Origin of the sequence: Nonlabens arenilitoris (assembly GCF_002954765.1) — a bacterium.
GTDB classification, from domain to species: Bacteria; Bacteroidota; Bacteroidia; order Flavobacteriales; family Flavobacteriaceae; genus Nonlabens; species Nonlabens arenilitoris.
In genome coordinates this window covers 1,124,790-1,140,352 of sequence record NZ_MTPW01000001.1, presented here as the reverse complement: position 1 = coordinate 1,140,352, position 15,563 = coordinate 1,124,790, and the positions used below count along the sequence as shown (strand labels likewise).

Genomic DNA, 15,563 nt, shown 5'->3' with positions numbered 1-15,563 from the left:
TCTTGACTATTATATCGTCTTCGACAAGCTCAGACTTATCATTATTTCTGATATTCTTTTATTTCTTTGATATTCTTTAAAAAGGGAGTTTCATAAATTGGGACAAAATCGATTCTCAAATTTTTACCAACAGTTTGAATCGGGATTAAAGTATTATTAGGATATATCGAATATTTTTCGTCAAAAAACTTGGTATAATCACCAATAAATATCCTGATAATTTTTTTTGAAAGTATTTTTTTGTCATCCTTAGTAAGATTAGAGCTATCAATGTCTTTAAGTAATTCAATGATATCTTGTATAAAAAAAGACATTCTACTTTTACCAGTAAATATTTTACTTAAAAATGAATACTCTTTTTTATAACTTCTTAGTTTCATATTATAATGAGTGAGTGTCTCACCATTAGATAATAGCTTTAAGTCTGATTGATAGTCTTCATTATAAATCATTGTATCAATGTTTATAATAACTTCTTCCACTAGTTCAGTAAAATTTATCGATTTATTTGAATAATCATTATGATATTTTACTGATGTTGACTTTGCTTTATCTTGATATTCTTTTATTATCTCTTCAAAATAATTTTTATCATTATTACTTTTCGTTATTGCATTTTGATTTTGAGTTGATTTTAATGCACCATAATAAATGATAACCGCAATTATAGTGGCTATCGGAGTTGCTATTTCATTGAATACCTTAGAATCAAAATATGTTTCTAAATTAGTCCATAGTTTAGTGTAACTAATAATATTAAGTAAAACAAGGATTCCTATTGTCGAGATAAGTATTGCTGTTTTATTCTTTTTAAATAACTTTTTCATACTTACGCTTTACTCACTAAAAAATAGTTTTTATCATCTGATTGCTTGATGATGAGTACGCTTTCGCGAAAGCGTAACTCTGACCCATCAATAGATTTAACATAAATACTCATAGGATTACCATCTGCGAGCACCTCTGCATTACCTAGTTTTTCTCCGGAAATTGTGGACATCAACAATGCCTGACGACCTATAAATTCAGTTGCTTTATCACCATCTTTATTCAAATTCTTAAAGAAAGATTTGAATGGTGTGGTTACAATTTTGGTCAAAATCAATGCTGGAATGATTCCTGCGAGAACGATCACAAAACCGAATGAATTATCATAGCTGCCCGTAATAGAAGTTGTTAATACGGTAATGAACCACCACAGGAAAATCCAAAAGGTAAATGTAAACATGAATGGTAGTCCAACAAAGTTGAAATAAATCAACAGAATTTGCCACCATTTAAGTTTGCGAGTGCGTTTATTAACCACATGCTCGCGGTCCACCTCAGCATTTGCAACGTCCTGGAAATCCATGTTACCACCTTCTAGACCAGTGTCCAGATCAACGTCTGCATCGATGTCAACGTCTATGTCTACATCCACGTCTAGGTCAAAATCTATTCCCGAAACCATCGTGGCAAGCCAGTAGAGTATGAGAATGATCAACAATACGGTAAGTGTGATGTTTACTTCAGAGAATAATATGTTGAAATAGTTTTCCAAGATGGTTAGTGTTTAATGGTTTACAAATAGAGGACTGAATCCGCCGTTGTTGATGTTTTTCCTGAGGGCAGAATTAATTCTGCCCTTAGGAAATAAAGGTAAAATGATTTTACCATTGCTCCTTCTAGCTCGTAAAAAAGTCAAAGATATTACTCAGTGCGCCAGTACGTGCTTTGTAAAACTCAGTGTATTTACATCGAGTGCAGGCTACATAAGAGAATTTCTTGTTCTGTACGTCAAAGATTTTTGAAAGCGTGCCGCCTGTAGCACGCATTTCTCCAGTCTCGTAATCGTGATGACCGCATTTGACACATTTAAAGTTGATGGTGCTCATTTTTTGAATAAGTTATTGGTTTTTAAAACGTCTTCGACAGGCTCAGACTGACACTGTTAATGATTAAAGAATTTATGCCTCATCTTTTTTTATACCTAGCTGCTCTTTAAGCTTTGCTAGGTCATCGTCAAGTTTAGACTCAGACATATCTGCTGCGGCATCAATTTCATCGTCTACCGATTTACTGGTGTTTGCTAGGTCTCCATAAGCTTCGGCAAGAGCTTCTTCTTGAGCGACTTTTTCTTTCATACGCTCCAGCATGCTTACTGTTCCTGCGCTGTCTAATTCTGCCATTTGTTTGTTGACGTTTTTAGTCGCATCACTCACTTTTACGCGAGCTTTCAATGTTTTAAGTTCATTTTCCCAGTTAGTGATATTTCCTTTGATGGTCTCAATGGTATCTTTTAATTGAGAAACATTTTTTTCAAACTTTTCTGTGTCTGCAGCGGCGCGATTTGCGTGTTGTTGTGCTTCTTCTTTTTTAGCTAGTGCTTCTTTTGCTAGACGATCTGCTTCTTCTACTGCCATGTCGCCAGAATGTGCTTTTTTGAGAATCAGCATAGCTTTGGATTCATAGTCTTTAGCTTTGGATTCGTGTTCATCTCGCTCATTTTTAGAACGTATGGCTAGTGCTTTTACTTGCGCCATAGCTTCTACGCTTTTATTAAGGTCTGCTTTCATGTCACGTATACCTTGCTCGGTCATGGTGATAGGATCTTCTAGGTTGTCAACTGCTTTGTTAGCTTGTGCTTCTCCTATTTTGAAAATTCTTTTAAATATGTTCATGATATTAGTTTTTTATGGCAGATGCAATCCGCCGTTACTTTTAGATGCATTGTATGCATCTAGTATTTTGAAAATTTGATAATTTGGTCAGAGTACTCACTCATTAATAAACTTAATGAGTTAAGAGTACCTTCTAACTCGTTAAGGTCTAGGTTTTCTATTTGTAGGGTATCTCTAAAGATGACTTTAGATCCACTTTCGTCTAGCACAAATGCGCCGTGAATGATATCGCGGTTTTTTTGTAAAAGACTTTTGAAAACTTCTTCATTCTTGTTATTGATTTTAAAAATGTATTGCTCCATGATTAAAATGGGTGGTGCTATTCCTAAAATCATATTTTTAACACCAGCGCTTTCTTTTTCAATCACTAGGATTCCGTCTTGCGGATTTTCTCTAATGATGTCAAAATCTAGCTGTAATAGGTATTCTTTAATAGTGCTGAAGTAATTATTCATAGGTTTTTATTGGTAGGTTTAATATTACGAAAAAGGAACTTCTTATCCCACTAAATATCGCAGAGCAATTTCTGCGATGTAAATCATTAAGAGTATCATAATTGAAGTTTTTAAAGTTATTAGGTTTAAATGATCTTGATGCGTTATAAGACAACGGCCTATTGTTTTATAATGCTCAAAATTTGAGTAAACTATATGGTAACTGGTTAGATTACTAAAGTATTACTCAAAATATTAGCTTAATAAATCTTATTTTGCTAATATTGTTAGTGTAAAGATACACAAATATTTTAAATTGCAAATAAAATTAGCAAAATAATGTCATTTTTCGGTAAAAACATCAAAAAGATACGTGGAATTAAAAGTTTAAGTCAGCAGGCATTTGCGGACCTATTTGACTTAAAGAGAGGTACTTTAGGTGCCTATGAAGAAGGTCGTAGCGAACCTAAAATAGAAACTATAATTAAAATTGCTAATTATTTTAGCATATCGATAGATGATATCCTCACAGCTGAATTGACCGTAAATCAGTTGTTAAAATTTAATGATCGCTTAACCTTAACGCCAGAAGAATTAGAGCGAGAGCAATTTGCTCAAGTGCCATGTATCACTGAAAAGTTAGCTGATGATTATCTTGAATATTACGATAATCAATCTTTTATAGATGATATGCCTCGTCTGACCTTACCAATCAATACTGAGAAAGACTTTAGAGCTTATACGGTTACTAATTTAGAAATGACTAGCCACGATAAAGGTTTATATCCCAAAGATGTTGTAGTAGGTGAAAAGGTACCTCATAAAGTGGTGAAAAAACTTAATAATGGCACTATAGTTCTAGCGGTTACAGAGAAGGAGCTTATTTTAAGAAGGTTATACGTCACTGCAGATGGCCTTGTACTAAGAGCTGACCATAAAAATATAGACGATCAGACCATTACTGTAAACGATCTTAAAGAATTATGGCGTGTACGTTATGTGTTTTTTCGTCGTATTCCAGATTTTTCAGATAGTATGGAAGATAAACTTGCATTCCTAGAAGCACAAATGAAGGAGTTGAGAAATTCAATTTAGGGTTCAATTAAAAAAGCCAAGTTATAAACTTGGCTTTTTTAATTGAGTAATAATTCCGTGGTTTATTCCTTGATCCATTTAAAAGATTTACTTGTGCCATTTTGAGAAAGTGTTACCATGTATAAGCCTGGTGCTATATCTGGTTTTATAACTTCAGTGTTGTTTAAGGTTGTTTTAATGATTTCTTTTCCTGAAAGGTTATAGATAACAAGCTGTGCGTTTTGGATAGCATTAGCTTCAAATTGTAAATAGCTAGATGGGTTTTTAAATATTGATACATCATTTAAACTAGCTTTTGATAGTCCTAGAGTGCTTACATTTATACAATCTGACCGTTGCGTACAACCTAGGTTTGTAATATCTACAGCATAATCACCTATTGATGTAGGCGTATAAGTCATAGCAGTTGCTCCATTTATAGCCATATTTGTACCGCAATCAATCCATTGATAGCTAGCGCCAGCTTGTGCTGCCGTTAGTACACCGGCATTTTGTGAGATATCAGTATCAATAAGTCTAGTTACAGGCGCACCAGGAGTCCAATTAGAACTGCCACCGCTAAGACTAAAATTATTTAAAGTTCCATTATTTCCAGATACTAAATCTGGCAATACATTGACACCATTATTTGCTGCGCTAGCCATTCCTTCATTAAATTGATAATAAGCTATTAAGCCATTGCTTGATGGACAAATCTCACTGCCGCCGCCGGTGATGATATCGTTTTGAGAAAGTGCTACGTTCCATATTCTTACTTCATCGATAACACCTGCAAAAGTTAAATTTGCACCACCAGCAACTCTTCTGCCTATTCTTAAGTCAGTACCTGTAGTAGGTGTGTTTACCGTGCTTAAATTTCCTGTACCTACTTGATTACCATTAACAAAAAAGAATCCTGTGCCATTACTTAGCACAAAAGCCACTTGTGTCCATTGTCCTGCAGGTATAATACCAGCTGTGGAAGATATGTTAGCATTAGTTCCGCCAGAGATAAATGACAATCCTCTATTTGCATTGACCATAAAAGTATTTCTAGAACCTACAGCATTGAGGCCGTAATCAAGAATTGCCAGATTAGTGTTAGGTGCACTTGGGCTTAGGTATATCCAGGCTTCAAAAGTTCTATTTGTGGTACCAGTAACGCCTGTGAATGATGTTTGGACATAATCATCATTACTATCAAAGTTGAGACCGTTTTGATTTTGAGCAAATAGGGTTGTTGACCCTATTAATAAAATGGTTAAGAGTAATAGTTTTTTCATAATGGTTGGGTTAAGTTTTTACAAGTTAGAAAGTTAGCAAAAAATATGTTGTTTCAATACGCTTTCGCGAAAGCATAACTACTACTATCTTTACCTCAAATTCAATACTATGCGTGCTTTACTACTCTTATGTTCTATGCTTATTGCAATGACGTCGTGTCAAGATGCTTATGAAGAGGTCGTTTTTATGGAAATAAAAAATGTAAAAATCAACAATGCTACATCAGATGATGTGCAGCTGAGTGGTGATTGTGTGCTTTTTAACCCTAATTCTGTAGGGCTAGACTTGACCAAAGCAAAATTTGATGTCTATGTAAATGGTCGTAAAACGGCAGAGATTAATCAGGATTTAGATGTTGAGATGCCTGCAAGTGACGAGTTTATACTACCATTAAAGGCTACCATGTCGCCTAAGGATTTCTATGGCGAAAAAGGTCGCGGATTATTGGATGCTACTTTACAAATTTTAGTCAAGCAAAAAGTCGATATTAAATACAATGGTAGTATACATGCAGGAAAAGGTATGATTAATTTTGAAGTGCCTATTATAGATAGTCTAGAGGTACCAGTAAAAGTATTTTAAGATCCTATATTTTTAAAATCTGCCTCAAACTCTTCAAGGTTTATAGCGTTCTCGACGCGATAATTTCCTATCGCCGTGCGTCTTAATGCGCTTAAATGACCGCCGTTATTTAAGGCTTTACCATAATCATGCGCCATGGATCTTATGTAAGTTCCTTTACTACATGCAATTCTAAAATCAACTTTAGGAAGTTTTATTTGAGTTAATTCAAAGGCTTGAACATTCACCTGACGCTCCTTTATTTCAGTAGTTTCACCTGCACGTGCTAGTTCATATAGTCTTTTACCATCCTTTTTAATCGCTGAATAAATAGGTGGTTTTTGCATGATATCGCCAGTAAATTGTACGGTAGTTTTTAGGAGTAACTCTTCTGTAATATCATTTAACGGGAAACGATTGTCTATTTCAGTTTCTAGATCATAGCTAGGAGTTGTAGCTCCTAGGGTAATGGTGCCTGTGTATTCTTTTTCTTGTGCTTGATATACATGGATATTCTTAGTCTCTTTACCTGTACATATAATTAGCAAACCGCTGGCTAGAGGATCTAGAGTACCGGCATGACCTACTTTTATCTTTTTAAGTCCGTACTCTTGCTTTATAAGCCATCGTATTTTATTAACTACTTGAAAGGATGACCAGCCTAGTGGTTTATCTATTAAAAGCACCTGACCTAGTTGATAAGGATTAGTAACGGGTTTTTGATTAGGATCCATAATAATTTAACCGTTAAAAAATCCAGCTGCGATGGCTACTAGACCTACGGCAAAACAGTAATAAGAAAAATAGTGAAGCTTTGCTTTACGCACCAAAGAAATCATCCATGTACAAGCTATTAATCCAGTTACAAATGCCGCTATAAATCCTATAAGTAAAGGCATACTAGTGCTGCTTTCCATCGATATGTCACCACTCATAATGTCTTTAGCAATTTTACCAAAGATCAATGGCACAACCATTAGAAAAGAGAAGCGTGCTGCCTTAGTACGATCGTTACCTAATAGCACACTAGTTGAAATAGTAGCACCACTACGTGATATACCAGGCAACATAGCGATTGCCTGAGAAACACCAATAAGTAATGCGTCTTTCCAGCCTATATTTTTACCAGTATTTTTGGCTCTACCGGCTAGAAATAGTAATAAACCTGTTACAATAAGCATACAGCCTACTAATACTATATTACCATTAAATAAGGCCTCTAGTTGTTCTTCAAAAAACAGCCCTACGATTACCGCTGGAATCATAGATAAAATGATTTTACCAGCAAAAATCAGATCTTCGCTTTTACCAGTAAATATTCCGGCTAGTAGATTAAAAATATCTTTTCTGAAAACGATAATAGTACTCAATGCGGTTGCAAAATGTAATACCACAGTAAACAATAAGCTTTCTTCAGGAACAGAATTATCTCCTAGTATTGCTTTACCTAATTCTAAATGACCGCTAGATGAAACGGGTAAAAATTCTGTAAGCCCTTGTATAACACCTAGAATTAATGCGTCTAACCACTCCATTATTTATCTGGATTTAATAGTATAGCATACATCTCTATACCGAATCCTATAAGTACCAATGTAGGAGCGAGTCTTATCCTGCGCCAGGAAAAAATAGCTTCATTAAATACCTCTGGATTATCACTACCACCACCAGCCATTAAGGCAAATCCAGTAACAATAACTATTAGACCTATAATCATCCACAAATAATTTTTCTTTTTAAAGATAAATTCAAAACGTGGTTTTATATTTTCTTCAACAACAGGTGCTGTCTCTTTTATAGGAGCGCTTTGTTGCGATTCTTTGATTCTTCCTTGTTTCATTTTTAATTTTTTCTATAATCTATATATCTCGCTAGACTTATTGTGGTAAAACTGATAACTGATTTTAAAAGCTATAGCTTTACTAATAATAAAGTTCGTCAGTCCTTAAATTTAAGTAACGCGTTGTCGCAAAAAACGTGCTCAATAAACTAATTAATACTCCAAAAACGAGAACTCCTATAAACAGGATGGTGAGCATCTTATAATTCTTTAATATTTCTAACTCTGGAATCAAACCATTCATCCAGTATACTACACCAGCTAGTGCAATTAAGGCTAGAACGGCACCTATTAATCCCAGTTTTACACTAGTCCATATAAAAGGCTTGCGTATAAAACCTTTGGTCGCGCCCACCATTTGCATGGTTTTTATGGTAAACCTTTTTGCATACACTGATAGTCTAATGGAGCTATTAATTAATAAGAAAGATATTAAAACAAATATACCTGCGATAACCAGCATCCAGAAGGTGATTCTTTTTACATTTTCATTCAATAAAGAAACTAGAGGTTTGTCATACTGTACTTCTTGCACATAATCTTTGGCTGCTAGATCTTGTGCGATTTGTTCAATCTCTCCATCGGTAACAAAGTTAGCATTAAGTCTTACGTCTATAGAATTAGGTAATGGATTAAACCCATCAAGGTTTGCTATAAAATCTTCTCCCAGATCTTCAACTAGTTTTTTAGCTCCTTCTTCGGCAGGCACATAAATGGCACTTTTAGTGTAATCTGCCATTTGCAACGTTTTCTCTAACTGTCGCATTTCTACCTCTTTTGCAGTATCCTTGAAGTAAATAGACATAGGTACCTGCTCACGGAAGTGGTCTGCAATCTGCTGGCTATTTAAAAGGAAAAAGCCCATGATTCCTAGTAAAAACAATACTAGAAATACACTTATCACCACCCAAAAGTAGGAGCTGAATAATCGTCTTTTTTGATATCTCTCGTGTGATGCCATGCAGTTAATAACAGAATTTATCGTGTCACAAAAATAATAAAGTAAATGAGCTACTGACGATTACAACGCTATAAGTTTCGGCATTGTTGTAAACACCCTATTTTTGCTCTTTCATAAGATTATAAAATGACGCATTACGATCACAAATCTATAGAAGCAAAATGGCAAAAACATTGGGCTACTAATAAGACTTTTAAAGCTACAAATAACTCTGATAAACCTAAATTCTATGCACTCGATATGTTTCCATACCCTAGTGGTGCTGGGCTGCATGTAGGGCATCCATTAGGTTATATCGCTAGTGATATAGTCTCTAGATACAAACGTCATAAAGGTTTCAACGTCTTGCACCCTATGGGTTATGATAGTTTTGGACTACCAGCAGAACAGTATGCCATTCAAACAGGACAACATCCTGCAGAGACTACTAAAACAAATATTGAAGGTGGAACTGATAAGTCTGGAAATAAAATCGCAGGTTACCGCAACCAGATGGACCGTATCGGTTTTAGCTTTGATTGGGATCGTGAGGTAAGAACTTCTTCGCCAGATTATTATAAGTACACACAAGAGATTTTTATCATGCTATTTGATAGCTGGTATGATAATGATGCAGATAAAGCGCAACCTATAAGTTTGTTAGAATCTCGCTTTCGCGAAAGCGGAAACAGCAACATCAACGCTGCCACAGACGAAGATTTGAGACAATTCACCGCGGCAGAGTGGAACGCGTTTACAGAAAAAGAGCAACAAGAAATATTGCTTGATTATAGATTAACATTCCTTGCAGATACAGAGGTGAACTGGTGTCCAGCACTAGGAACAGTACTTGCAAATGACGAAATAGTCAATGGAGTTTCAGAACGTGGTGGACATCCTGTGGTGCGTAAGAAAATGCGCCAGTGGATGATGCGCATCAGTGCATTTGCAGAGCGTTTATTAACAGGTTTAGATGATTTAGATTGGGCAGAATCGATCAAAGAAATCCAACGCAATTGGATCGGGAAATCTGTAGGTGCGATGGTTTCGTTTCAACTAGATGAGCACAAAATAGATGTATTTACAACGCGTCCAGATACCATTTATGGAGTAACATTCATGACACTAGCACCAGAGCATGAACTGGTAGATCAAATTACTACTGCGGCTCAAAAAGACGCGGTAGAGGCTTATAAAAAAGCAACAGCAGCACGATCAGAAAGAGAACGCATGGCCGATGTGAAGACCATTTCTGGTGTATTTACAGGAGCATATGCTACGCATCCATTAAGTGGTGAGCCTGTGCCAGTATGGATAGGTGATTATGTGCTTGCTGGTTATGGAACTGGCGCTGTAATGGCCGTACCATGTGGTGATGAGCGTGATTATGCATTTGCAAACTATTTTGCAGGTCAGGAAGGAATGCCTGCTATCAAAAACATTTTTGAAGGTGTTGATATTAGTGAAGAAGCTTATGCTGCAAAAGATAAAACACCGCTTTGCAACAGTGATTTCTTAAACGGAATGAGCTATAAGCAAGCGATGGCAGCTGCAATTGCTAAGCTAGAAGAAGTAGGCGCAGGAAAAGGAAAAACCAATTATAGATTACGTGACGCGGTATTTTCTAGACAGCGTTATTGGGGCGAACCGTTTCCTGTATATTATAAAGACGGCTTGCCGCAAATGATAGACCGCAAGTACTTGCCTATCGAATTGCCAGAAGTAGACGAATACCTACCTACAGAAGATGGAGCGCCACCACTAGGACGCGCAACAACTTGGAGTTGGTGTACGCAAGAAAACAAGGTTGTTTCTAACGATGATGATCGCGATTGTGTATATCCGCTAGAATTAAACACCATGCCAGGATGGGCAGGAAGCTCTTGGTATATGTTTAGGTATATGGATGCTAATAATGAAGACGAAATGTTTTCTGCAGCAGCACAAGAATACTGGGGCAATGTAGATTTATATATAGGTGGTAGCGAGCACGCGACTGGTCACTTATTGTACAGTAGATTTTGGGTAAAGTTATTACACGATCTAGGTAAAGTAACCGTAGAAGAACCTTTCCAAAAGATGATCAATCAAGGGATGATTTTGGGTGAGAGTGCTTTTGTTCATATGATAAAACCAAAGCTTATCAGTTTAAAGGATAGAGTGAAAATCGATTTGAATCCACCTATTATAGTGATTGATGAAAAAGTAGCTAAAGGATTATTAGACTCTAATAAGTTAAGTGACTTACATCAGGATGTAATCAACTATTTTGAAGAGCAATATAAAATGTCATTAGAGTTTAATAAACACTATGATAAATACGACTTGTGCTTTGAGATATTAAAATCTGGTAATATTCCGATAGCAAATGTGGTTAATGCAGAGATTAAAACTGAGTTTCTAAAAGAGTATCATACGACTAAAAATTTTGAGTATTTCTATGATTCTTCTGGTTTAAATAAAATTGATGAGTTGAAATCAATTCCACTTTTCTTTGAGCCTGAAAAAATGTCTAAGTCTAAATACAACGTAGTGAATCCAGATGATATTTGCGACCAGTATGGAGCAGATACCTTGCGATTGTATGAGATGTTTTTAGGACCACTAGAGCAGGCAAAACCATGGAACACTGCAGGAATTACTGGAGTTTATGGTTTTATGAAAAAACTATGGAAACTGTATCATAACGATGCTGGTTTCTCAGTAAGTGAAGAAAAAGCGTCACCTGACAGCATGAAAACCTTGCACAAGACCATTAAAAAGGTGCAAGATGATATCGAGAACTTCTCTTTTAATACCAGTGTAAGTAGTTTTATGATCGCCGTAAATGAGTTAACTGCTCAAAAATGTAACAGTCGCGAGGTGTTAGAGCCACTTGTTGTTCTTGTATCACCATATGCACCTCACATTGCAGAGGAACTATGGTCATTACTAGGTCATAACGAGTCGATAAGTGAAGCACCTTTCCCAGTTTTTGATGAAAAACATCTGGTAGAAAGCAGCAAGACCTATCCTATTTCTTTTAACGGTAAAATGAAATTTACTTTAGATTTACCGGTAGACGTTTCAAAAGACGAGTTAGAGAAAACGGTATTAAAAAACGAGAAAGTCCAGCAACAACTAGAAGGAAAACAAATCCGCAAAACGATTATTGTGCCAGGTAAGATTGTGAATTTTGTGGTAGGATAATTAAAGAAAAACAGAACAAAATCGATGTAAAGATTACCTTAACGTTATGATTATGAGGTTTCATGTGATAAATCTTTGATAAGCATTGAGCTGTTTTATTGAAAAGTGTATATTTGTTTCAAGTCCATTTGTTAATATATGTTAAATTAGCAATTGTTCTTAACTATAGTTCCCTTTAATATTATTAATACAGACGTAATGAAAAACATAAAATCAATAGCTTTAATCGCCTTTTTAACGTTGTCTATGACAGCTGTAGCTCAACCAGGATTTGACTCTACAGGAGGAACTGATGTAGAGGATGCTCAGGCACCTATACCAGGTATTGCACTTGCTATAGCGGCTGCTGTAGGTATAGGCTTTGTAAAGTTGAAGCGCAAAAAGTAAACTTGTCGTCTTATCATATAAAAAAAAGGAACCTGTTTTGGGTTCCTTTTTTGCGTTTAAGAAGTACGCTTTCGCGAAAGCGTAGAGACGCAATTCTTCATAAATCATAAATATCTTTGAAAGCATTTAAATTCCTTTGCCACAAAGCTGTTGTAAGGTATCTTTGCAAACCTTTAAAATCAACTATTTAAAACAGTTTTTTGACAGAAGTAAATGCCATAGAAAAATCACCGAGCATGGTGAGAAACCTGATAGAAATTACAAAGCCACGATTGTCTGTAGTGGTCGTGTTTTCATCTATTGCAGGTTACTTTTTGGGTGCTGATGTGTATGACTGGAAAGTGATATTAATGCTAGTTGTAGGCGGCTATTTTCTAGTAGGTTCTTCAAATGTTTTTAATCAAATTATAGAGAAGGATCTAGACGCGCTTATGAAAAGAACGCGCAATAGACCGCTACCTACTGGTCGTATAAGCGTTACTGCTGCATGGGTTTATGGTTTAATCATGGCCTTAAGCGGGATTTATATTCTTTATCTTATCAATTTTGCGACGGCTTTTTTTGGTGCGTTAAGCATTATTCTTTATGCTGCAGTTTACACGCCGCTTAAGACTAGGACGCCGCTGTGTGTTTTTGTAGGCGCTTTTCCCGGTGCCATACCTTATATGTTGGGTTGGGTTGCAGCGAGCGGTAACTTTGGTATAGAGCCAGGTACTTTATTTATGTTGCAGTTTTTTTGGCAATTTCCTCACTTTTGGGCGATAGGATGGATGCTAGAAGACGACTATAAAGCTGGTGGCTTTAAAATGTTGCCTACTGGTGGAGCAAATAAAGGTACCGCTGTGCAGATAATCTGGTATACGGTTTGGACAATATCTATATCGCTGATTCCGGCTTTTGGAGTTACAGGTAGTTTATATATGACATGGATCAGTGCTGTGCTAGTAGCATTGCTAGGCTTATGGTTTTTATATTATGCAATTAAATTGTTTAAGGAGCGCACAAATCAGGTTGCTAGAAAATTAATGCTAGTAAGTGTTAGTTATATCACATTGATTCAAATCATATATGTGGTAGATAAATTTTTAAGATAAACGATGGAAGAGATTGAATTAACGCACGGTGAGAAAGTAGCACGATCTAAAAAACAGATGATGTGGTTTGCTATTGTAAGTCTAATTATGATGTTTGCTGGTTTAACTAGTGCTTATGTGGTAAGTCGTGGTCGCAAGGATTGGGTTGAGATAGAATTGCCTGAAGAGTTTTTCTGGAGTACAGGTGTCATTTTATTAAGTAGTTTGACTTTATTTCTTGCAAAAAAAGCTATTCTTAACAACAACAAAAAAGGAGCAACTATACTTACAGTTATTACTTTTTTACTGGGAAGTATCTTTGTTTTTATGCAATTTGCAGGCTTTGATAGTCTGGTTAGTGAAAAAATATTTTTAACTGGAGAAGGAAGTAGTGTTAATGCATCTTTCATTTATGTTATTGTCGTAGCGCATTTAGCACACATAGCTGCAGGGCTTATTGCGTTGTTAGTCATGACAATACGTATGTTGCAAGGAAAATATTCTCCAACAAATATTTTAGGTTTTGAATTGGGTGCCGTATTTTGGCACTTTGTAGATGTGTTATGGATATATCTACTATTATTTTTAGTGTTTGCTAAAGACATTTTTTAGAGTACTTTTGCAGCACATTATTTTTAATTAAAGATTATGGATACAACAGTAGCTCCTACTGGTACCGAAGGGCAAACTTGGGGTGGTGGATCAAATCCTCTCAAGGCTAGTTATGGTAAAATGATGATGTGGTTCTTCATCCTATCGGATGCATTGACCTTTTCAGGATTTCTTGCCGCTTACGGTTTCTCAAGATTTAAATTTATTGAAGAATGGCCTATCGCAGATGAGGTGTTCAATCACTTCCCATTTATGCATGGGACTGATGCACCTATGTTTTATGTTGCGTTGATGACATTTATTCTTATTGGTTCATCTGTGACGATGGTTCTAGCTGTAGATGCTGGTCACCATATGGATAAGAAAAAAGTTTCTTTCTATTTATTACTAACTGTTATCGGTGGTCTAATCTTCGTAGGTTCTCAAGCCTGGGAATGGAAGAACTTTATCAATGGTGAGTATGGTGCTGTAAAAACTAAAGGAGGAAAAATTCTTCAATTTACAGATGCTGAAGGTGCTCGTGTAGCCTTAAATGAATTTGTAACTGTAGGTGATCGTCCGGTAGAAGCATTAGGCAATAATGAAGGTATCTGGTATCAATCAGATGATCCTATAGGTTCTACTTATACTATTGATGAAGTAAGAAAAGGTTTTGAAACAAATCCTGATCTGAGAATTAGAACACAACAACTTATTGTTAATGAAGAAACTGGTGCATCAGAGAAGTTAGTTCTTTCACGTGAAGAGTCTTTATTTAAATTAAATAATCAAGCCGTAGGTGTTGTAGAAGGAGCAAACCTTTCTGAAAATGAATATGGAGCACCATTATTTGCAGACTTCTTTTTCTTTATTACAGGATTCCACGGTTTCCACGTATTTTCTGGAGTTGTTTTTAACTTAATCATATTTTTCAATGTACTATTAGGTACTTATGAAAGAAGAGGTAGTTATGAGATGGTAGAGAAAGTTGGTCTTTACTGGCACTTTGTAGATTTAGTTTGGGTATTTGTATTTACATTCTTCTACCTAGTATAATTTTTTAAGATATTAAAATGGCAGATCACGCAGCACATACTGACGGACACGCAGAACACAAATTAGAGATCTTTAGAGGTCTGGTTAAGTTCAAATCTAACACTCAGAAAATTTGGGGTGTACTTATATTTCTTTCATTGATAACGATTGTTGAAGTTGCTCTAGGTTACATCAAACCAGATTCTTTAAACGGTCATGTACTAGGATTGAAAATATTAAACTGGATATTCATCATCCTTACTTTAGTTAAGGCATATTACATTACTTGGGATTTCATGCACATGAGAGATGAGGTAAGTGGATTGCGCCGTGCTGTAGTGTGGACAGGAGTATTCTTGATTATCTACTTAATAGCAATATTGCTGGTAGAAGGAGAATATATTTACCAAGTTTATAAAAATGCAGCTGTAAGTTTTGACTTTTAATGCATACTAACTGATTAAATTATTAAGGACGGTTTTTCCGTCCTTTTTT

Annotated in this window: 18 protein-coding genes; 8 read left to right on the top strand and 10 right to left on the bottom strand. The window is 35.7% G+C overall.

Annotated elements, in window-relative coordinates; translation table 11 throughout:
• Nucleotides 1-41: 41 nt before the first annotated feature.
• From BST92_RS04995 to BST92_RS04975, 5 genes are all read right to left on the bottom strand, one after another.
• A complete protein-coding gene (locus BST92_RS04995) occupies nt 42-827 on the bottom strand; it encodes a hypothetical protein (RefSeq protein WP_105070457.1) in 786 nt (261 codons plus the stop codon).
• Nucleotides 828-829: 2 nt separating this feature from the next.
• The gene (locus BST92_RS04990) at nt 830-1,540 is read right to left on the bottom strand and encodes an OB-fold-containig protein (RefSeq protein WP_105070456.1); all 711 of its coding nucleotides are present in this window, start codon (nt 1,538-1,540) and stop codon (nt 830-832) included.
• A 124-nt stretch (nt 1,541-1,664) separates the two neighbouring features.
• Nucleotides 1,665-1,874, bottom strand: coding sequence for a zinc ribbon domain-containing protein (locus BST92_RS04985; RefSeq protein WP_105070455.1), 210 nt, complete (start codon nt 1,872-1,874; stop codon nt 1,665-1,667).
• 72 nt (nt 1,875-1,946) lie between these two features.
• Complete coding sequence (locus BST92_RS04980; RefSeq protein WP_105070454.1) at nt 1,947-2,660, bottom strand: PspA/IM30 family protein; 714 nt, start codon at nt 2,658-2,660, stop codon at nt 1,947-1,949.
• Nucleotides 2,661-2,719: 59 nt separating this feature from the next.
• Complete coding sequence (locus tag BST92_RS04975) at nt 2,720-3,115, bottom strand: type III secretion system chaperone family protein (RefSeq protein WP_036583655.1); 396 nt, start codon at nt 3,113-3,115, stop codon at nt 2,720-2,722.
• Between the two features lie 318 nt (nt 3,116-3,433).
• Between BST92_RS04975 and BST92_RS04970 the strand changes: the two genes are divergently transcribed.
• The gene (locus tag BST92_RS04970; protein WP_105070453.1) at nt 3,434-4,189 is read left to right on the top strand and encodes a helix-turn-helix domain-containing protein; all 756 of its coding nucleotides are present in this window, start codon (nt 3,434-3,436) and stop codon (nt 4,187-4,189) included.
• Between the two features lie 62 nt (nt 4,190-4,251).
• On the opposite strand, the gene BST92_RS04965 is transcribed toward BST92_RS04970, so the two are convergent.
• Nucleotides 4,252-5,451, bottom strand: coding sequence for a LamG-like jellyroll fold domain-containing protein (locus BST92_RS04965; RefSeq protein WP_105070452.1), 1,200 nt, complete (start codon nt 5,449-5,451; stop codon nt 4,252-4,254).
• A gap of 109 nt (nt 5,452-5,560) precedes the next feature.
• On the opposite strand from BST92_RS04965, the gene BST92_RS04960 reads away from it, so the two are divergent.
• Nucleotides 5,561-6,034 (top strand): LEA/WHy family protein, encoded by a 474-nt coding sequence (locus BST92_RS04960; protein ID WP_105070451.1) that lies wholly within the window; start codon nt 5,561-5,563, stop codon nt 6,032-6,034.
• Here BST92_RS04960 and truB read toward each other — a convergent pair.
• The 4 genes from truB to BST92_RS04940 form a co-directional block, all read right to left on the bottom strand.
• Nucleotides 6,031-6,747: a tRNA pseudouridine(55) synthase TruB gene (gene truB / locus BST92_RS04955; RefSeq protein ID WP_105070450.1), complete on the bottom strand. Its 717-nt coding sequence runs from the start codon at nt 6,745-6,747 to the stop codon at nt 6,031-6,033. The two genes, BST92_RS04960 and truB, sit on opposite strands and share 4 nt — an antisense overlap.
• Nucleotides 6,748-6,753: 6 nt before the next feature.
• Nucleotides 6,754-7,548: an undecaprenyl-diphosphate phosphatase gene (locus tag BST92_RS04950; RefSeq protein ID WP_105070449.1), complete on the bottom strand. Its 795-nt coding sequence runs from the start codon at nt 7,546-7,548 to the stop codon at nt 6,754-6,756.
• The gene (locus BST92_RS04945; RefSeq protein WP_105070448.1) at nt 7,548-7,853 is read right to left on the bottom strand and encodes a DUF3098 domain-containing protein; all 306 of its coding nucleotides are present in this window, start codon (nt 7,851-7,853) and stop codon (nt 7,548-7,550) included. The genes BST92_RS04950 and BST92_RS04945 overlap by 1 nt, the downstream gene beginning before the upstream one ends.
• A gap of 82 nt (nt 7,854-7,935) precedes the next feature.
• Entirely contained in the window at nt 7,936-8,814 is an 879-nt protein-coding gene (locus tag BST92_RS04940; protein WP_105070447.1) for a cell division protein FtsX, read from the bottom strand.
• A gap of 126 nt (nt 8,815-8,940) precedes the next feature.
• On the opposite strand from BST92_RS04940, the gene BST92_RS04935 reads away from it, so the two are divergent.
• The 6 genes from BST92_RS04935 (at nt 8,941) to BST92_RS04910 (ending at nt 15,514) form a co-directional block, all read left to right on the top strand.
• A complete protein-coding gene (locus tag BST92_RS04935; RefSeq protein WP_105070446.1) occupies nt 8,941-11,982 on the top strand; it encodes a leucine--tRNA ligase in 3,042 nt (1,013 codons plus the stop codon).
• Between the two features lie 198 nt (nt 11,983-12,180).
• Complete coding sequence (locus BST92_RS04930) at nt 12,181-12,369, top strand: hypothetical protein (protein WP_105070445.1); 189 nt, start codon at nt 12,181-12,183, stop codon at nt 12,367-12,369.
• A gap of 200 nt (nt 12,370-12,569) precedes the next feature.
• Entirely contained in the window at nt 12,570-13,463 is an 894-nt protein-coding gene (gene cyoE / locus BST92_RS04925; RefSeq protein WP_105070444.1) for a heme o synthase, read from the top strand.
• A gap of 3 nt (nt 13,464-13,466) precedes the next feature.
• Nucleotides 13,467-14,054 (top strand): cytochrome c oxidase subunit 3, encoded by a 588-nt coding sequence (locus BST92_RS04920; protein WP_105070443.1) that lies wholly within the window; start codon nt 13,467-13,469, stop codon nt 14,052-14,054.
• A 36-nt stretch (nt 14,055-14,090) separates the two neighbouring features.
• Nucleotides 14,091-15,089: a cytochrome c oxidase subunit 3 gene (locus BST92_RS04915; RefSeq protein WP_105070442.1), complete on the top strand. Its 999-nt coding sequence runs from the start codon at nt 14,091-14,093 to the stop codon at nt 15,087-15,089.
• Nucleotides 15,090-15,106: 17 nt separating this feature from the next.
• Complete coding sequence (locus BST92_RS04910) at nt 15,107-15,514, top strand: cytochrome C oxidase subunit IV family protein (protein ID WP_105070441.1); 408 nt, start codon at nt 15,107-15,109, stop codon at nt 15,512-15,514.
• Nucleotides 15,515-15,563 lie beyond the last annotated feature (49 nt).